Source organism: Streptomyces albiaxialis, from assembly GCF_039530985.1.
Lineage (GTDB): Bacteria > Actinomycetota > Actinomycetes > Streptomycetales > Streptomycetaceae > Streptomyces > Streptomyces albiaxialis.
In genome coordinates this window covers 233247-250490 of sequence record NZ_BAAAPE010000016.1, presented here as the reverse complement: position 1 = coordinate 250490, position 17244 = coordinate 233247, and the positions used below count along the sequence as shown (strand labels likewise).

Annotated in this window: 20 protein-coding genes; 11 read left to right on the top strand and 9 right to left on the bottom strand. The window is 74.7% G+C overall.

What is annotated here, in order from left to right; genetic code table 11:
- Positions 1 to 36 precede the first annotated feature (36 nt).
- Together ABD343_RS32635 and ABD343_RS32630 are read left to right on the top strand one after the other, a co-directional pair.
- A complete protein-coding gene (locus tag ABD343_RS32635; RefSeq protein WP_344533437.1) occupies positions 37 to 429 on the top strand; it encodes a hypothetical protein in 393 nt (130 codons plus the stop codon).
- Entirely contained in the window at positions 426 to 911 is a 486-nt protein-coding gene (locus tag ABD343_RS32630; protein WP_344533435.1) for a MarR family winged helix-turn-helix transcriptional regulator, read from the top strand. Before ABD343_RS32635 ends, ABD343_RS32630 begins: the two co-directional genes overlap by 4 nt.
- A 51-nt stretch (positions 912 to 962) precedes the next feature.
- On the opposite strand, the gene ABD343_RS32625 is transcribed toward ABD343_RS32630, so the two are convergent.
- The gene (locus tag ABD343_RS32625) at positions 963 to 1526 is read right to left on the bottom strand and encodes a GrpB family protein (protein ID WP_344533434.1); all 564 of its coding nucleotides are present in this window, start codon (positions 1524 to 1526) and stop codon (positions 963 to 965) included.
- A 220-nt stretch (positions 1527 to 1746) separates the two neighbouring features.
- On the opposite strand from ABD343_RS32625, the gene ABD343_RS32620 reads away from it, so the two are divergent.
- Positions 1747 to 2103, top strand: coding sequence for a WDGH domain-containing protein (locus tag ABD343_RS32620; RefSeq protein ID WP_344533432.1), 357 nt, complete (start codon positions 1747 to 1749; stop codon positions 2101 to 2103).
- A gap of 55 nt (positions 2104 to 2158) precedes the next feature.
- Here the strand turns inward: ABD343_RS32620 and ABD343_RS32615 are convergent, their stop codons facing one another.
- Complete coding sequence (locus ABD343_RS32615) at positions 2159 to 2608, bottom strand: DUF2625 family protein (protein WP_344533430.1); 450 nt, start codon at positions 2606 to 2608, stop codon at positions 2159 to 2161.
- Between the two features lie 217 nt (positions 2609 to 2825).
- On the opposite strand from ABD343_RS32615, the gene ABD343_RS32610 reads away from it, so the two are divergent.
- From ABD343_RS32610 to ABD343_RS32590, 5 genes are all read left to right on the top strand, one after another.
- On the top strand, positions 2826 to 3614 hold the full coding sequence (locus ABD343_RS32610) for a phosphoribosyltransferase (protein ID WP_344533428.1): 789 nt from the start codon (positions 2826 to 2828) through the stop codon (positions 3612 to 3614).
- Positions 3611 to 4555: an SDR family oxidoreductase gene (locus tag ABD343_RS32605; RefSeq protein WP_344533426.1), complete on the top strand. Its 945-nt coding sequence runs from the start codon at positions 3611 to 3613 to the stop codon at positions 4553 to 4555. The genes ABD343_RS32610 and ABD343_RS32605 overlap by 4 nt, the downstream gene beginning before the upstream one ends.
- A 110-nt stretch (positions 4556 to 4665) precedes the next feature.
- Entirely contained in the window at positions 4666 to 5259 is a 594-nt protein-coding gene (locus ABD343_RS32600) for a TetR/AcrR family transcriptional regulator (protein ID WP_344533424.1), read from the top strand.
- Between the two features lie 48 nt (positions 5260 to 5307).
- Positions 5308 to 5961 (top strand): pyridoxamine 5'-phosphate oxidase family protein, encoded by a 654-nt coding sequence (locus ABD343_RS32595; protein WP_344533422.1) that lies wholly within the window; start codon positions 5308 to 5310, stop codon positions 5959 to 5961.
- Positions 5962 to 6158: 197 nt separating this feature from the next.
- The gene (locus ABD343_RS32590; protein ID WP_344533420.1) at positions 6159 to 8774 is read left to right on the top strand and encodes a polysaccharide lyase family 8 super-sandwich domain-containing protein; all 2616 of its coding nucleotides are present in this window, start codon (positions 6159 to 6161) and stop codon (positions 8772 to 8774) included.
- A 54-nt stretch (positions 8775 to 8828) separates the two neighbouring features.
- On the opposite strand, the gene ABD343_RS32580 is transcribed toward ABD343_RS32590, so the two are convergent.
- Positions 8829 to 10331, bottom strand: a complete 1503-nt coding sequence (locus tag ABD343_RS32580) for a GNAT family N-acetyltransferase (protein ID WP_425578331.1) — start codon at positions 10329 to 10331, stop codon at positions 8829 to 8831.
- A gap of 161 nt (positions 10332 to 10492) precedes the next feature.
- Between ABD343_RS32580 and ABD343_RS32575 the strand changes: the two genes are divergently transcribed.
- The gene (locus ABD343_RS32575) at positions 10493 to 10912 is read left to right on the top strand and encodes a CBS domain-containing protein (protein WP_344533418.1); all 420 of its coding nucleotides are present in this window, start codon (positions 10493 to 10495) and stop codon (positions 10910 to 10912) included.
- Here the strand turns inward: ABD343_RS32575 and ABD343_RS32570 are convergent.
- From ABD343_RS32570 to ABD343_RS32560, 3 genes are all read right to left on the bottom strand, one after another.
- A complete protein-coding gene (locus tag ABD343_RS32570) occupies positions 10887 to 12236 on the bottom strand; it encodes a cysteate synthase (protein ID WP_344533416.1) in 1350 nt (449 codons plus the stop codon). The genes ABD343_RS32575 and ABD343_RS32570 overlap by 26 nt on opposite strands.
- The gene (locus tag ABD343_RS32565; RefSeq protein ID WP_425578338.1) at positions 12233 to 12751 is read right to left on the bottom strand and encodes a cysteine dioxygenase family protein; all 519 of its coding nucleotides are present in this window, start codon (positions 12749 to 12751) and stop codon (positions 12233 to 12235) included. Before ABD343_RS32565 ends, ABD343_RS32570 begins: the two co-directional genes overlap by 4 nt.
- Before the next feature lie 235 nt (positions 12752 to 12986).
- Positions 12987 to 13628, bottom strand: a complete 642-nt coding sequence (locus ABD343_RS32560; RefSeq protein ID WP_344533413.1) for a TetR/AcrR family transcriptional regulator — start codon at positions 13626 to 13628, stop codon at positions 12987 to 12989.
- Positions 13629 to 13717: 89 nt separating this feature from the next.
- Here ABD343_RS32560 and ABD343_RS32555 point away from each other — a divergent pair, with 89 nt between their 5' ends.
- Positions 13718 to 14701, top strand: a complete 984-nt coding sequence (locus tag ABD343_RS32555) for a zinc-binding dehydrogenase (protein ID WP_344533411.1) — start codon at positions 13718 to 13720, stop codon at positions 14699 to 14701.
- Positions 14702 to 14809: 108 nt separating this feature from the next.
- Here the strand turns inward: ABD343_RS32555 and ABD343_RS32550 are convergent, their stop codons facing one another.
- The gene (locus ABD343_RS32550; RefSeq protein ID WP_344533409.1) at positions 14810 to 15433 is read right to left on the bottom strand and encodes a GNAT family N-acetyltransferase; all 624 of its coding nucleotides are present in this window, start codon (positions 15431 to 15433) and stop codon (positions 14810 to 14812) included.
- A gap of 190 nt (positions 15434 to 15623) precedes the next feature.
- Between ABD343_RS32550 and ABD343_RS32545 the strand changes: the two genes are divergently transcribed.
- On the top strand, positions 15624 to 16184 hold the full coding sequence (locus ABD343_RS32545; RefSeq protein ID WP_344533407.1) for an AAA family ATPase: 561 nt from the start codon (positions 15624 to 15626) through the stop codon (positions 16182 to 16184).
- A gap of 30 nt (positions 16185 to 16214) precedes the next feature.
- On the opposite strand, the gene ABD343_RS32540 is transcribed toward ABD343_RS32545, so the two are convergent.
- On the bottom strand, positions 16215 to 16490 hold the full coding sequence (locus ABD343_RS32540) for a hypothetical protein (RefSeq protein ID WP_344533406.1): 276 nt from the start codon (positions 16488 to 16490) through the stop codon (positions 16215 to 16217).
- 78 nt (positions 16491 to 16568) lie between these two features.
- Positions 16569 to 17165: a TetR/AcrR family transcriptional regulator gene (locus tag ABD343_RS32535; RefSeq protein ID WP_344533405.1), complete on the bottom strand. Its 597-nt coding sequence runs from the start codon at positions 17163 to 17165 to the stop codon at positions 16569 to 16571.
- Positions 17166 to 17244 lie beyond the last annotated feature (79 nt).

The window sequence follows — 17244 nt, the reverse complement described above, 5'->3', positions numbered from 1 at the left end:
TCCCTCATTCCCATGCGTTTCGCATACACTTCTCTCATGGACTCACCGGACTCACCGCTGGCGGCAGCGGTCGACGAGTGGCACGCGGGCGTGAACGGCGGTGACCCGGAGCGCGCGGCCCGGGCGGTCGGCGACCCGGTCGTCGTGCTGGGCCCGAAGGGCGCGGGCCCGATCACGCCGGGGCAGTTCGCGGAGTGGGTGGAGCGTTCGGGGATCCGGCTGGTCCCCCGGTCGTGGCACCCGGTCAGCGAGCGCCTCATGGTCGTGGAGGAGGACGCCACCTGGCCCGCGAACCCGGCGCCCACCCGGGTGGCGACGGTCTTCCGGGTCGGCGCCGGGAAGAAGGTCACCGCCGCTCTCCGGCTGCCGGACCTGCGCGCGGCGCTGGAACTGGCCTACGTGTGCCGAGAGATGGCGGCCACCGAATGAACGGGCGGGAACCCGCACCCGGCCCCGACTCCGGCCCCGGGCCCGGCCCCGGGGAGGCCCTGTTCGCGTTCGTACGGCACTGGTCGCGCAAGTCGTCCGGCGGTGACCCCTCGGTCGCCGAGCAGGGCCGCCTCGTGCTCGTCACGGAGGCCGTCCACGCCCTGGAACGGCGCGGGGCCGCGGCCACGGTCAACGGCGTCGCCGACGAGATCGGCATCGACCAGAGCGGCGCCTCGCGCCTGGTCAAGGGCGCGACGGAGGCCGGATACCTGACGCTGCGGCCGTCGGAGACGGACGGCCGCCGACGCCACGCCACGGTCACCCCCTCCGGCCACGCCCTGCTGGAGCACGCCCACGCGTGGCAGGAGCGGGTCTTCGACCGCCTGACGGAGGGCTGGAGCGAGCGGCGGCGACGCGACTTCCGGGAGGCGATGACGGAACTGATGGACCGCTCGTACGGACTGGAAGGACCGGACGCGTGAGCGCATGAGCGCGCCCTCGCGGGGGGGGGCGGGAACTGGCCCCCCCGCGCGTCATCGGCGAGCTGCCCTGGCCCGGGTCTTGATCGCGAGGATGACGTCGTCCTTGGCGTCGGCGTAGTCGTTCATGTCGTTCCACTGCCGGCTGAGCAGAGAGCGTTTGACGCTCTCGTACAGGGCGCGGTCGTCCGCGTGGGTGCGCAAGTGGTCGCGGAAGAGGAGGTAGTCGTGCACCGCCGCGTCCCCTCGTTCGTAGACGTGTACGTGTACGTCGCGGGCCGGTGTCCGTACGAGCCGATGGCCCGGCTCGCGGACCCGCAGTTCGTAGCCGGCGGCCAGCAGTCCGTCGAGGTAGTCCTCCTCTGCCGTGATGTCGGCCACCGAGACGGCGATGTCGACAATCGGCTTGGCGGCGAGGCCTGGGACCGACGTGGATCCGATGTGCTCGACATCGACGTCCGCCGCCGCCAACGCGTCGAGGATCCGCCGCCGGTGACGCAGGTAGATCTCCGCCCACCGGGAGTCGTGGTCGCTGAGGCCGACCTCCAGCGCCTCCGGGCCGCCGATGATCTCGACCGCCGTGACGTCCGGCCGACGAGGCCTGCTGCTGTTCGTCACTCACGCGTCCTTTCCGTCCTGCGCCAGTTCACCGTCCCGGCCGAGCCTACCGAGCGGGCGCGGAGCGCGGCGCTTGCGGGGAGACCTGGGCTGAGTTACATTCGCGGGCTGACCATTTCGGTCCGGCCAGGTTGTCGAGGCGCCCGGCAACGTGGGCAAGGCCCGGCGCGCAGGGGCGGCGAACCCCGCGCGGCGGGCTCTACACGATCGGGAGCCAGCGATGACCGACACCGGCAGCATCTCCGACGGGTTCCACACCTTCGAGGAACTGTACGAATTCAGGCGGCTCTACCACGCGTACGCGGTCCGGGCGTGGCTGGCCGCCGGGTATCCCGTCGTCCGCTCATGGCGGCACCACGACGGTGAACCGTGCTTCGGCGGCGGCTGGTTCATCGTCGTGGCCCAGCTCCCCACGGGCCAGGTCAGCAATCACTACCGGGCCGAGAGCTGGTCGCTCTTCGCCGACGTGCCCGAGGTGGAGACGGCGCCCGTGTGGGACGGGCACAGCGCCGGTGACGTCACCCGCCGGCTGCGCGCCCTCCTCGGTGGGGATGTGCCCACGGGCGTGGCGAGTTGACGCCGCAGACCAGGAGCCCTTGCTGAGCCACGACATCGGATATCGGAGGGCTGGTTCACACCGTTCCGAGGAACCCCGGGTCGGCGCGGCCGAGTTGGCGGGACGTGTCGCGGCCGAGGCCCAGGAGTTCCGCCACGGGCACCGCGCGGCGGCTCGTCGCCCGTATGTCCCGGCGGGCCTCGGCAGACCACAGCGGCGGGTGGAACGACAGTCCCTGCCCGGCGTCCAGAGCGGAGACCTCGTCCTGCCAGCCGTCCCAGCGCAGGCTCTCGCAGAACTTCCGGAGCCCTCCGGACAGGATCCAGGACAGCCAGGCCGAGTGGCCCGCGCCCAGCGCCTCCCAGGCGAGGGTGTCGGGGGCGAAGTAGGTGACCTCGCCCGGCCCGCCGGGGCGCCCTGCCGCGCCGGGGTCGCCGCCGTTGAGGGCGAAGACGCCGCCCAGCACGTCGTGCGCGACCACGAGCCCGGCGCCCGGGGTCCAGACGGGGTCGAATGTCGCGGGCATGGCGTTGACCCCGGCCAGGCCGGGTCCTCGACATCAATCAGCTCATCGATTCCACGCATCCCCGCATCCTCGCAGCCCCGCACCCCACCCTCCTCACCCCGCATCCGGCCTGCTCAGCGAGGTGCGGGAGGCCGCGCGGGGCTCCGTGCATGAAGGGGATCGCATCGGGAACCCGGGGCGCGCATATGACCTCCGACGGGTTCGGGGAGTGAGACTGGTGCGATTCCGTGACCGGCTGCATGCCGGAGAAGAGCTGGCCGGGTGGTTCGAGGAATGGGCCGACACCCCTGAGCTGCGCGATCCGCTGGTGCTGGCGCTGCCGCGCGGCGGTGTGCCGGTCGGCGTCGTGGTGGCGCGGGCCCTCGGCGCGCCGCTGGACGTCCTCGTCGCCGCGAAGATCGGCGTGCCGGGCCATCCCGAGTCCGGCATCGGCGCCCTGGCGGGCGAGGACCCGCCGCTCTACGACCACGCGGCGCTGTCGGTGCTCGGCATGACCGAGGACGACCTCGCGCCGGACACCGAGCGTGTGCGGGAAGAGGTGCGCCGCCGCGAGAGGCTCTACCGGGGCGACCGCCCGAAGCCCGCCGTGCGCGGCAGGTCGGTGATCGTCGTCGACGACGGCCTCGCGACGGGCGTCACCGCCCGCGCCGCGCTGCGGTCCGTACGTCCCGCGGAGCCGGAACGGCTGGTGCTCGCGGTACCGGTGTGCAGCCCGCACGTGCTGACCGGGCTGCGCGACGAGGCGGACGTGATCGCCTGCCCGCACCGCCCGGAGGACTTTCTCTCGGTCGGCCAGTGGTACGACGACTTCTCGCAGGTCACGGACGCCGCCGTGCTGGACGCGCTGCACGCGGGCGCCGCCGGCCGACGGGACGGACCGGACGCAGGTGGACCGGGCGGAGGCGGAACGGGCGGAGGCGGAACGGGCGGCGGCGGAACGGGCGGCGGCGGAGTGGACGGGCCCGGAACGGGCGGGCGCGGAACCGAGAGGAGCGAAGCCCTGTGAGCGACACGCACGACGCGCACGACGCCGCGGACGGAGCCGGGAGCGGGGCCGCCGACGGCCCCCGGCCCGCCGCACCCGACCCCGTCACCCGGCATCCCCGCCCCGACTTCCCCGCACAGGACCAGCCGCACCCCGGATGGACCGGGCCGATGGACCCGCCGCCGGACCACGGCGAGAAGTCGTACCGGGGCAGCGGGCGGCTGGAGGGGCTGAAGACCGTGATCACCGGCGGTGACTCCGGTATCGGGCGTGCCGTGGCCCTGGCGTACGCGCGCGAGGGCGCCGATGTCCTCTTCACCCATCTGGACGAGGAGAGGGACGAGGCCCGCGAGACCGCGCGGTGGGTGGAGGACGCCGGGCGGCGCGCGGTGCCCGTCCCGTGCGATGTGCGCGAGGAGGAGAACTGCCGGGCGCTGGTGGACCGCGCCGTCGCCGAGTTCGGCGCGATCGACGTGCTGGTGAACAACGCGGCGTACCAGATGTCGCAGCCCGACGGCATCGAGTCGATCACCACCGAGCAGTTCGACCGGGTGCTGCGCACGAACCTCTACGGGATGTTCTGGCTCTCCAAAAAGGCGCTCGCGCACGTGCCGAAGGGCGGCAGCATCATCAACTCCGCCTCGGTGCAGGCGTACAAGCCGAGCCCGCACCTGCTGGACTACGCGACGACGAAGGGCGGCATCGTCACGTTCACGCAGGGGCTGGCCCAGATGCTGATCGGGCGCGGCATCCGCGTCAACGCGGTCGCGCCGGGGCCGGTGTGGACACCGCTGATCCCGGCGACGCTCCCGGACACCGTCGAGTTCGGCAAGCAGTCGCCGCTCGGCCGTCCGGCCCAGCCCGCGGAGATGGCTCCGGCGTACGTCTTCCTCGCGTCCCCGGAGGCCTCGTTCATCACCGGGGAGATCGTGAACGCGACGGGCGGCACGCCGCTGCCGTAGCCCCTCGGGGGTTCGGGGCTCGACACTCGGTACCGATCGGTGCCGAGTGGGAGAAGAAGACGGTACCGATCGGTTCCGAAATTGGCCCGGGGCGGCTACGCTCGGGACCCATGGCGACCCGTGCGCGTGACCGGCTGATCCGTACAGCCATGGAGCTGTTCTCCGACGTGGGCATCCAGGCCGTGGGCGTGGAGCGGCTGCTCGACGCCTCCGGCGTGGGGCGCGCGTCGTTCTACCGGCACTTCGGCAGCAAGGACGATCTCGTCGCCGCCGCGCTGCGGGAGCGGAGCCTCGGCTGGCGCACCTGGCTGGGCGAGCAGGTCGCCGCGCGCGGCGGCGAGCCGCTGGCCGTCTTCGACGTGCTCCGGGAGGACTGCGCCGGGAGCGCCTTCCGGGGCTGCACGTTCAACAACGCGGCGGCCGAGTTCACCGACCCCGACTGCCTCGTCCGGCGACTGGTGCGCGAGCACAAGGACGCCGTGGCCGCCTTCCTCGCGGGCCTCGTGCGCGACGCCGGATACGCGGACGAGGGCCCGGAGGCCGACGCGCTGGGCGCCGATCTGCTGCTGCTGATGGACGGCGCGACCGTGACGGCCGCCCGCGAGCACAGCCCCGAGCCCGTCGACCGCGCCCGCAACGTCGCGGCCCGCCTCCTCGCCGCCGCCGACGCGAGCGAACGCCCGTACGTCCACGGCCTCGCGTGACGCCCGGAGACCTCCGGGCGGCCCCAGGACTCCCCGAGAGGACGCCGCATGACCCGCTTCGCCCGTATCGCCTACACCCCGTCCGTCCGCGCGGCCCAGGAGGAGAACGGCAGCGCGCTCGCCGCCCGGCGCCGACTCGGCCCGGACCAGGGGCGTGAGGAATCCGATCCGCTCGGCCCCGACGAGGCCGCGTTCCTGACCGCCGCCGACGGGTTCTATCTCGCGACCGTGGGCGAGACGGGCTGGCCGTACATGCAGTACCGGGGCGGGCCGCCGGGGTTCCTGCACGTGCTGGACCCGGGCACGCTCGCGTTCACGGACGTGCGCGGGAACCGGCAGTACATCACCACGGGGAACGCGCGGAGCAACGACCGCGTCGCGCTCTTCGTCATGAACTACGCGGCCCGCGCCCGGCTCAAGCTCTACGGCCGCCTCTCCGTCCGGACCCTGGACGAGGACCCCGCGCTCACGCACACGCTCGCCGAGCCGCGCACCGACGGCCGCCCCGAGCGCCATCTCGTGATCGCCGTCGAGGGCTGGAACTGGAACTGCCCGCAGCACATCACGCCCCGCTTCTCCGAGCGCGAGGTCTCGGCCGCGCTCGCGCCCGTACGGGAACGGATGCGGCTGCTGGAGGAGGAGAACGAGGACCTCCGCGCGCGCCTGGAGCGGTACACGGAGCGGGCGGAAGCCGCGGGCTGAAGGGCCCGTCGGCCAACTCCCTTCCGCGTCCGGTGCCTTGTCCGCCCGCGTCCGGTGCCTTGTCCACCCGTGTGCGGAGCCCTGTCCGCCCGTGTGCGGAGCCTTGTCCGCCTCCTCCCCTGCTGTTTGACTGCGCTCCGTCAGCCAGCCAACAGCCGTCCGGCCAGCCCGTCGGCCGGCCGGACCGGGGAGGCCCCATGGAGTTCACGCGGCGTCATGTGCTGTCCCTCCTGGCCGCGAGCGGCCTGGCGGCCGTACTGCCCGGCTTCGCGGCGGGTGCCGAGCCACCGGGCGGCGGCACGGCGGCGGCCGCCGACCCCGCCCGCCTCCTCGCCAACGCGCGCGCCGCGCTCGCCGGGACGCCCGAGTCCAACGCGCGCCCCGAGACCGCCGCGAAGCTCGCGGCCGTCGAGAAGACGGCCCGCACCCACCTCGCGGCGATGGCGGACGCGGGCGAGGACGAGCTGTTCCGCGGCCTGCCGCTCGGCACGGACGACGCGCACCTCAACACCACGTACAAGCGGCTCTACGAGATCGCGCTCGCCACCCGCACCCCCGGCGGCGGGCTCGACGGGGACGCCGCCGTCCAGCGCCGCGTCGTGGACGCGCTCGCGCTGCTCCACGAGCGCTGGTACGGCGACCAGGACACCGGCTACTACGGCAACTGGTTCAACTGGGAGATCGGCATCTCCACCAGCGCCACCGCGGTCCTGCTGCTCCTCTCCGAGCGGATCGCGCGGGAGCGCCCGGAGCTGCTCCGCACGTACGTCGCCTCCATGGACGCCTATCTGCGCAACGGCAAGGACGGCGACGTCGATCTCGACTCGCGCTTCCACACCGGCGCCAACCTCGCCGACATCACCACCAACCGCCTCCTCCAGGGCGCGCTGCTCGGCGGCGCAGACGGCGAGGACCGCGTCCGCAAGGCGCTGGAGGACCAGCTCACGGTCTACGCCACGATCGACCCGTACGACCTCCGGCACGGCGTCACCGACGGGTACTACGCGGACGGCAGCTTCATCCAGCACCACTCGGTGGCCTACACCGGCTCGTACGGCAAAGGTTTGCTCACGCGCTCCGTGCAGACCCTCAAGTACCTCGACGGGACGGGCTTCGCGGACACCTCGGCGCTCGTGCCCGTCATCCACCGCTGGGTCGCCGACGGCTTCGCGCCGGTGATCTTCGAGGGCTGGATGATGGAGATCGTGAAGGGCCGCGCGGTCTCCCGTACGGCCGGGGGTTACGCGGACACCGCCGCCGTCGCCGAGGCCGTCACCGACCTGTCCGGCTACGCGACCGGCGACCGGGCCGCCGCGCTCAAGAGCTACGTCAAGCATCTGCACGCCGCCTCGCGCCCGGCGCCCGACCCCGCGCGCTTCGCCTCACCGCTCACCGTGGTGCGGTACGCGGCGGTACTCGCCGACGGCTCCGTGCCCGCCGCCGACCTCAACCCGGCGCGGCGCTGCACCGCGTTCAACGCGATGGACAAGACCGTGCACCGGCGCCCCGGCTGGGCGTTCGCGCTCTCCCGCAGCTCGGACAGGATCAGCAAGTACGAGTACATGAGCGGCGAGAACCTGATGCCCTGGTTCCAGGGCGACGGCGCCCACTACCTCTACCTCGCCGGGCAGGACCAGACGGAGGCGTACGGCGCCGACCACTTCGTCACCGTCTCCCCCTACGGGCTCGCGGGCGTGACGGCCCCGGTGGAGAGACGGCACACGATTCCCGAGCTGTACGGCAAGCCGTTCTACGACAACCCGGACCACCCGCTGCACTTCACCGCGTCCTCCGAGTCGCAGAACACCTACGTCTATTTCCCGCGCGGCACCCACCCCCACTCGGGCGGCGCCGTCCTCGGCGCGTACGGGGCCGCCGCGCTGGTGCAGTCCGACGACGTCCCGTACACCCACCGCGACCGGCTCCCCGACGACTTCACCGTCTACCGCAACGCGACCGCCACCAAGTCGTGGTTCCTGCTGGACGACGAGATAGTGGTCCTCGCCGCCGGGGTCGGCGACCGCGCGGGCCGCGCCGTGACGACCACCGTCGACGCCCGCGCGGCGGCCCCCGGCGACGAGATACGGCTCAGCGGCGCCCGTACGGACGGGAGTTCCTGGTCCGGCACGGGCACGGCCCGGCTCCGCTGGCTGCGCTGGGCCGACGCCACCCGGGACACCTCCGTCGGCTACGTCTTCCTGCGCGGCCCCGAGGGCTCCCCTCCCCCGGTCACCGTCTCCCTGGAGCCGGTGACCCGCAGCCGCCGCGTCGTCCGCACGGCGAACCCGGACACGCCCGCGAGCCGCCGCGTCTTCGGCGCGGCGTTCCACCAGAAGGCGGGCGCCCGACCCCTGTCCCTCGCCTACGCGCTGGTCCCGGGCGCGACCGAGCGGGCGCTGCGCGCGTACAGCGGGGACGAGGACCGCGAAGGGGCCGGGCGGAACGGGCCGCTCAGCGTGCTCGCCAACTCCCCCCGCCTCCAGGCCGTCCGGCACTCCCGGCTCGGCCTGACCGCCGTGAACTCCTTCGCGCCGGGCCCCCACCGGCTCCCCGGCCTGCGCCTGGACGGCCCGGCCTCGGTCCTGGTCCGCGAGGACGGCGACCGGAAGGACGGCAGACGTCTCGCGCTCGCCGCCTCCGACCCCACGACCCGCCGGGACAGCCTGACCGTCCTGCTGCGCGGCCGCCGCCTGAAGCCGGTCACGGCGGACGAGGGCGTCGAGGTCCGCCCCGCCCCGGGCGGCACGCTGGTCACGTTCCCGGTCCGCCACGCCTACGGCCACAGCTTCACGGCGACACTGACGGCTGGCTGACGGCTGGCTGACGGCTGGCTGACCGGGCGGGGGTCAGAGCCCACCGGTCCGAACTCACCGCGGCGCCCCCGGCGACGCGTTCGCGCGCACGTGCACGTGGCCCTCGTGGGGGAAGGCGGGCGGCGCGGGCGGGAGGTGGTGGCTGAGGGTGTACGCGCACTTCTCGGCCACGCGGCACGACGCGGCGTTGTCGGCCTGGTGGAGGAGTTCGAGGCGGGCCGGGGCGTCCGGGCCCAGGGCCGCGAACGCCCAGGCGGTGAGGGCTTCGAGGGCGCGCGGCGCGACGGAGCGGCCACGGGCCTCGGGCACCGTCCAATAGCCCACCTCGCGGCACTGCTTGAGGACGACACCGCCCAGCACCCGGCCCTCCGGGCCGGGTTCGAGGACCGCGAAGGCGTGGCGGGCCCCCTCCGTCCAGGCGTGCCGCTGGGCGTCGATCCACTCCCGGGCGCCCGACGTGTCCTCGATGGGGTGCGTGGCCCAGCGGCGGAGCGCCGGGTCGCGGTGCGCGGCCGCCACGGCCGGGGCGTCCTCCGCGCGCCAGGGGCGCAGCACGAGGCTGTCCGTACGGACGGTGCGCAGGGCCTCGACGGCCCAGGCCAGCGCCGCGGCCCGGCTCTCGGGCGCGGGCCAGCCGTTGACGACGGCGAGGAGGCGGAGGTACTGCTCGCGGCGCGGGTCGGCGGCCCGTTCGAGACGGTTCGCGAGCGCGTGCCGCAGGGCGGGCCCGTCGGCCTCGCCGAGGAGCGCGGCCTGGCGCGCGGCGAGCGCGTCGGCCACTGCGGCGGCCTCCGGCGCGCCGGGGTCGGCGCCCGCGCGGGACGCCGGGGCCGCCAGGCCGTACGCCGCCGCCACGATGTCCTCGCGGGGCGGTACGGCGACGGGGTGCTCCGCGATGTGGTCCTCCGCCATCTCGCGCAGCCTCGCGCGGAACCCGGCGTCCTGGACCAGTCCGGCCAGCTCGATCCACGCCCGTATCTGCCCGGGCGTGGGCTCCTCGGGCAGCTCGGGCGTCATCGTACGGAGGAGCCCGGCGTCCGGGGCGGGCGCCGGTGCTGCTCCGGGTGCTGCTCCGGGCGCCGGTCCGGGCGCCGGTCCGGGCGCCGGTGCGAGCGGCGGGGCCGGTGCGAGGACCCAGGCGAGGAAGTCGTCGGTCAGGCGCCGGCGTTCGGACTCGGGGAGGGCGGCCAGCCGGTGGAGCTCCTCCAGCTCTTCGGGCGCCGCGGCGGCCTCGGCGGCGGTGGCCAGCACGGCGTGACGCAGGCGGAGGGCGCGGATCCGCGCCGCCAGCGCTTCGGCGTGCGCGGCGGCGGCCTCCGGCAGCGTCGTCTCGCGGTCGAGGACCGCGCGGACGGTGCCGAGGCCGATGCCGAGGGCACGCAGGGTGCGGACGAGGCCGACGCGGGCGGCGGCGTCGTCCCCGTACAGCCGGTACCCGGCGGGGCTGCGGCCCGCCGGGGGGACCAGGCCCCGGTCGGACCAGTAGCGGACGGTCTTGACCGGGACCCCGGCGCGCCGGGCCAGTTCGCCGATCGGGAGGAGCTTCTCGCCGTTCATGCCCACACTCTGACGTCTCCCCCCGCTGGAGACTCCACCGGCCCCCGCGCGTGTCCGCGGCGTGGCGGCGGGTACCCGGCCGGTGCCCCGGCGGCGGTGCCGACGGAGCGCTCCCGCACCGTCGACGTCGCCGTCACGTCCGACGAGAGGACCGAGGACACATGGCTCAGCACATCCGCGACATCATGACGAGCGCGCCCGTCGCCGTCGGACCCGACACCGCGGTCCGCGAGGTCTCACGGCGGATGCGCGACGAGGACATCGGCGCCGTGCTGGTCGCCGAGGACGACCGGCTGCGGGGCCTGGTGACCGACCGCGACCTGGTGGTACGGGTCCTGGCCGAGGGCGAGGACGCCGACGCGACACCCGTACGGAACGCGTGCAGCCCCGAACTGGTCACCGTCACCCCCGACGACGAGGTGGTACAGGCGGTGCGGGTGATGCGGCAGCACTCGCTGCGCCGCGTGCCCGTCGTCGAGGGCGAGAAGGCCGTCGGCATGGTCTCCCTGGGCGACCTCGCCGTCGAGCGCGACCCCGACTCGGCACTGGGCGGCATCAGCGCGGCGAGCCCCAACTCCTGACGCCCGCGCCCGACCCGGCCACCGGAGGCCCGCCCTTCCCGCCCGTCCCGCCCTCGGGCTCGCGGGCCCGCCCGGTGGCCGTTGCGCGTACGCGCGGTGCCCGGCGGAGACGTTCGCGGCGGAGGCGTTCGCGGCCTCCGCCGGTCACGTTGAGCAGGATCCGGGCCCTGGGCGCGATACGCCCCGTGCGCACCGCCTCCCGCAGACAGGCGACCGCGACGGCCGCCGGGGGCTCGATGTCGATGCCCTCGCGCTCCTCGAAGAGCGCGGCGGCGCGGCGTGCCGCGTCCTCGTCCGCGACGAGGACCGTGCCGCCGGAGGCGCGCAGCGCCTCGCGCACGCCGCCCGCCGTGGCGAAGGGCGGTGCGGAGTTGAGGAGTTCGGGGGCGTACGAGGCCGGGTCCGGGGCCGGGGGCGAGGGGGCGCCGCCCGTACGGCCGTCGCGCGTGCCGTGCCACGCGTCCCGCAGCGGCGCGCGCGCCGCGTTCTGGCAGAGGAGGAGGCGCGGCAGACGGCCGCCGGGCGCGGCGGCGAGGATGCGGGTCGCCGCCTCGTGGACGCCGAGCGCCCCCGCGCCGCTGCCCACCGCCTGGACGTAGACGTCGGGCAGCCGCCCCATCGCCTCGTACGCGGCGAGCGCGATGACCGCGAGCCCGTCCCGGCGGCCGACGTTGCGGACGCCGCCCTCGCCGACGTACGCGGGGGACGAGGCGACGAGCCGCGCGGCGTACGTGATCGCGTCGTTGTACGTCGCGCCGGGAAGGCCGAGTACGCGGACCGCCCTCCCCCACCCTTCGCCGGGTGCCCCGAATTCCAGTGCCCGCAGCGCGAATTCGGGGACGACGAGAAGGCACCGTGTCCCGGATCTCCGGCACGCGGAGGCGAATGCCGCGGCCGTGTTCCCCGCCGAGGCGACCACCAGGGTTCCCGCGTTCTCCGGAATGCGGGCCAGGACGGTATAGGCCTCCAGTTCCTTGAACGTTCCGGTCTCCATGTGGCAGCCCATTTCCGGCCAGTAGCCGCTGAAGGAGATCCACAGGTCCGTGAGGCCGAGCGCGGCGGCGAGCCCCTCGCTGCGGTGGACGGCGGGGAGGCAGGAGCCCGGCACCTCGCGCCGGACGGGCAGCCAGCGCGCGTACCGAAAGATGCCGGACGCGGCGGACACCTCGGGCCCGACCGGAAACGCGCGGTCCGCGTACCGGGTGCGCAGCAGCGCGCTGTCCCCGCACTCCCGGCAGGCCGTCGTCAGCCCGTCGTCCGGCGTCTCCCGCCCGCACCCGGCGCACCGGAGCGCGTAGTGGGGCCCGGAGCCGTCGGCGCTCACCGGGCGGGTCCCGGATAGACGCGGCGGACGCTCGTACCGAGGCGGCCCAGGTCGGCGCCGTACACGTGCAGCGACACCGCACGCCCGGGGCCCGGGTTGCGGACCAGGTGGATGTCTCCCGGCGGCGCCAGGCTGCTCACGTCCCCCGCGCGGTTGGTCCGCCGGCCCGCCTCCTCCAGCTCGCCGGAAGCGGAACGGAAGCGCCGCTCGTCCTCGCACCCCTCGTACACGCCCGTGGCGCACCAGGCCACATGGTCGTGGACGGGCGTCTCCTGGCCCGGCAGCCAGACGAGCGCGACGAGGGAGAAGACGGCTCCGGCAGAGCCGGCCGGGGGCTCGGACTCCACGTGGAGCAGATGCTGCCGGTAGCCGTCCGGGGCGCCCTCGCGCTGCCCGGCGGTCAGCAGCGCCGGGTCGGAGAGGAAGGGCCGCAGCCGTTCGGCCACGCGCGCGGCGCGTCTTTCCGGGCCGTCGTCGGCGAATTCGCGTACGGCCGCGCGTACGGAAGCCACCAGGGCCGGTAGATTTCCGCTCTCCACCTGAATCCGCGCGGAATCCGTCGGTAGCGCCACGGCAACTCCGTTCCGCCCGGCGGTCGTTCTTCCGCGAGCTGCTGGAGAAATCCCGAATACCGCGAGGGGGAAAGCGCTGATCCCTTGCCCGGCAGATTAACAAGGGTCCCTTTCCCCCGCATCCGGACCGCGAAAGGCGCTACGGCAGGAACGGGAGGAACGGGAGCCGTGCGAGGCGCTACGCGGGGCGGGGCAGTTCCGCGAAGCGCAGGCGGGGAGCGGGCGGCATCGGCGCGACCGCGGCCGCCGGAGCGGCGCGGAACGCCTCGATCATGTAGGCGGCGAAGCGCCGGGAGGCCGCGAGCCGGTCGGCGCGCGGGGCGTCCTGGACCCCGCGGTGGGCCATGAGCATCAGAACCAGGTCGTCGACGACGAAGTCGGCGCGCAGCCGCCCGGCCCGCTGCGCGCGGCGGGCCAGCTCGCCGATCGCCCGCGCCGTCTGCTCGCGGTCGGCGGCGAAGTCCATGGCCTCGGGGAACGCCGCCATGAAGGCGTCGGCGAACCCCCGGCTCCCGGCGTGGAGTTCACAGATGCGCTCCACCATCACCTGGAACCCGTGCCACGGGTCCGCGTCCGCGAGGGCGTCGCGGACCACGGCCCGGCACTCGCGCCGCTGCTCGGCGAAGGTCTCCACGATCAGGTCCCGCTTGGTCGGGAAGTGCCGGTACAGCGTGGCGGGGCCGACGCCCGCGTGCCGGGCGATCTCGCGCATGGGGGCGCCCAGGCCCTTCTCGCCGAAGACCGCCCGCGCGGACTCCAGGACGCGGGCCCGGTTGTCGCGGGCGTCGGAGCGTCCGGGGTGAGGCAATTCGCTGGTCATGGCCTCTCACTTTACTCAACCGGACGGGGGCGTCCGTTACGGTCCGGAGGCGGTGGCGCCGCCGTCCGTCATCGACATGAGGAGTGCGGATGAGAGCCGTAGTGATCAGGGAGTTCGGGAAGCCGGAGGGGCTGGAGGTCGTCGACCTGCCGGTACCCGTGCCGGGCCCGGGAGAGGTGCGGATCGCCCCCGAGGCGATCGGGGTGGGCGGCGTGGACGCCGTGATCCGCCGGGGCACGGTCGCGGGCCACGGCTTCCAGGAAGGACATCTCCTGGGCAGCGAGGTCGCGGGACGCGTCACCGCCGTGGGCGAGGGCGTGATCGCCTCGTGGGAGGGCAGGCGGGTATGGGCGTTCACCGGCCTCTCCGGCGGGTACGCGGAGGAGGCCGTCGCCGCCGTCGACAACGTCCTTCCGCTGCCGGACGGCCTGACCGGAGCCGACGCGGTGACGCTCGGCGGTTCCGGCGTGGTCGCCCACTTCGCCCTGGCCCGCGCGCACTTCGCGCCCGGCGAGAGCGTGCTCGTACGCGGCGCTGCGGGCAGCATCGGGATCACCGCCGTCCAGCTCGCGGCCAGGGGCGGCGCGGGCGCGGTGGCGGTCACCACCTCGTCCGCCGAGCGCGGCGCCCGCCTGCGGGAGCTGGGCGCGACGCACATCCTCGACCGCGCCGGAGAGGGCGAGGGCGACGGGGAGGGCGGTGGCAAGGACCGCGGCGAGGGCTTCGACGTGATCGTCGACATCGCGGGCGGGCCCCGGCTCCCGCACTTCCTGGACATGTTGCGGCCCAACGGGCGGTTCCTGGCCGTCGGCATCGTGGCCGGGCAACCGCCCGCCGACTTCGGCGCGCGGCTGCTGGACCGCTTCCGCAGCTCGCTGTCGTTCGCCACGTTCAGCGCCGACACCGTGCCGGGGCCCGACCAACAGGCCGTACGGTCCGCGCAGTTCGCCGAGGCGGCGCGCGGGGAACTGCGTACGGTCGTACACGAGGTGCTGCCGCTGGACCGGGCGGCGGAGGCCCATCGCGCGATGGACGCGGGCACGGTCTTCGGCCGGATCGTCCTGGCCCCCTGAGCGGGGCCTGAGCGGGGTCCGGGCCGGATCCGGGCGGGGCCCGTGCTGGGCCCCGCACTCCCGTACGCCCGTACGCCCTCGGTCACGCGGCCACGACTACGGCTACGGCTACGCTCCCGGGCGGCGCAGCATCGCCCAGGTGCGGGGGCCGCCGTCTGGCAGGTCCACCTCGCCGGTGACGGCGAAGCCGAGGCGCTCGTAGAACCGCACGTTGCTCTCCGTCGAGGTCTCCAGGAACGCGGGCTGCCCCGCGCGGTCCGCGGCATCGAGCCCCGGCCGTATGACGGCGGTGCCGAGGCCGCGGCCCTGCGCCCCGGGGGCCACGCCGACCGTGCCGAGGAACCAGGCGGGCTCGGTGGGGCGGTACGGGTCCAGGGCGCGCTCGGCGGACTCGAAGGCGGACGCGCGCTCGCCCGCCAGCTCGCCCAGCTCGGGCCCGATCTCCTGGAAGGCCGGGCCCGGGTCGCGCTCGGGGGTGGTCCACACGGCGACGGCCCGCCCCTCGTCGGCCACCCACACCCGCCCGTACACCAGCCCGATCCGCGTCAGGAACAGCTCCTGGAAGCGGGCCACGCGCTCCTCGTGATCGTCGGCGGAGATCACGTGCCGGGTGAAGGAGTAGTCGGCGAAGGCGCTGGTCAGCGTCGTCACCGCCGTCGGTACGTCGTCGGGCACGGCGGGCCGTACGGCGGGGCGGGCGCGGGCGTCGTGCCCGGCGGCGAGGTCGTTCATGGCTTCCGTTCCTCACGTGTCTGTCATGTCGCTCTGCGAAGGGGTCACCGGCACAAACGATCAAGGGCCGACGGCCGTGCCCGGAACCGTAACCCGGATGCGTATCCGTGACCCGGCTTGCGAGGATGCCGTGCGGCACGGCGCACGCGGAGAGGCAGCGGGAGCGGGAGCGGGAGAGAGGGAGACCGGAATGAGCGCACTCGACGGACGGCCGGACGCGGAGCCCGGCTGCCTGATCCTCACCGGCATGCCGGGCGCGGGGAAGTCGACGGTCGCGCCGCTGGTCGCCGCGCACCACGCGCGCGCGGCACGCGTCAACGGGGACGTCCTCTCGTACATGGTCGAGCGGGGCCGCGTCGGCTTCAACGGCACGCCCGCCGAGGAGTCCCGGCGCCAAGTGCTGCTCTGCGCCCGCAACATGTGCTCCCTCGCCGCGAACTTCGCCGACGCGGGCATCACCCCGGTCCTCGAACACGTCGTCGCGGACCGGGAGGTGCTGGACCTGATGACGGGGCTGCTGCGCCCCCGCCCGGTCCGGTTCGTCGTGCTGGCCCCCTCCCCCGAGGTCTGCGAGCGCCGCAACGCCGCCCGCGCGCCCGAGGAACGCATCGACTACCCCATCGCGCCGCTCTACCGCGCGATGGAGGAGAAGCTGGGCGGCGTCGGCTGGTGGCTGGACAGCTCGGACCTCACCCCCGAGGAGACGGCCGCGACGATCGCCGCCCACGCCGCGGAGAAGGCCACGCTCTGACGGCCCCGCCGGGCACGGCGACGGTCCGGCTCAGCCGAAGGGATCCCCTCTGACCCCCGCGAGGCGCACGAGCCCGGGCCTCTCGCCCGGCCGCGCGGGCTCCACGAGGGCGTACACGGTGTACGTCAGCCCCGGTCGCGCCGCCGCCCGCGCCCGCGTCCACGCCAGCACCTCGTCCACGCCCTCCGCGCCCCGGACCTCGTACTCGTCCGAGGCCGTACGCCGCCGGTCCCAGAAGTACACGCGATACCGCGGCTCCTCGTCCTCCCACCCGGCGTCCCGCGGATCGACCCCTCGCACGTCCATCCCCGAACCGTAGGCCGCGCCCATGCCGCGCGAGGGCCCGGGGCCGGGCATCCCCGTATCGGTGAAGGAACGCGGGCGTCAGGGGGAGGCGCGGAGGCCGGTGATGAGGAGGGTTACCAGGGCGCGTGCGTCGTAGCGGGGGTCCGTGCCCGCGCCGGCGCAGAGGCCGCCGACGCCGCGCATGAGGGCGTACGGGTCCAGGCCGGGGCGGATCTCGCCGGACCCGGCGGCGGCGTCGAGGAGTGCGGCGCAGACGGGCACGAGCCGTTCGAGGAAGTACGCGTGCAGGGGGTCGTAGCAGGGGTCGTCGGACTGGAGCACGGTGGCGAGCCCCTGCTTGGTGACCACGAAGCCGACGAAGCGGTCGATCCACTCGCGCAGCGCCGCGTACGGGGTCTCCCGGTCCGCGAGCAGGGCGGGGCCCGCCTCGGCGAGGGCCTCGACCTGATGGCGGTAGACGGCGACGATGAGGTCGGCCCGCGTGGGGAAGTGCCGGTAGATCGTGGCCGTACCGACCCCTGCCCTGGCCGCGATGTCGCGGATCGGCGCCTCCACGCCCGACGCGACGAAGACCGCGGCGGCGGCGTCGAGCAGGGCCGCCTCGTTGCGCCGGGCGTCCGCCCGCTTGGTCCTGGGCGCGTGCCCCGCGCCCCGTCCGCCGTCTCCGGCACCCATCGCACCTCCCCTTTCCGGTCCCCCTTCACTAAACGGGACGCTGTCCCGTATCGTCAAAACGGGACAGTGTCCCGTTTCC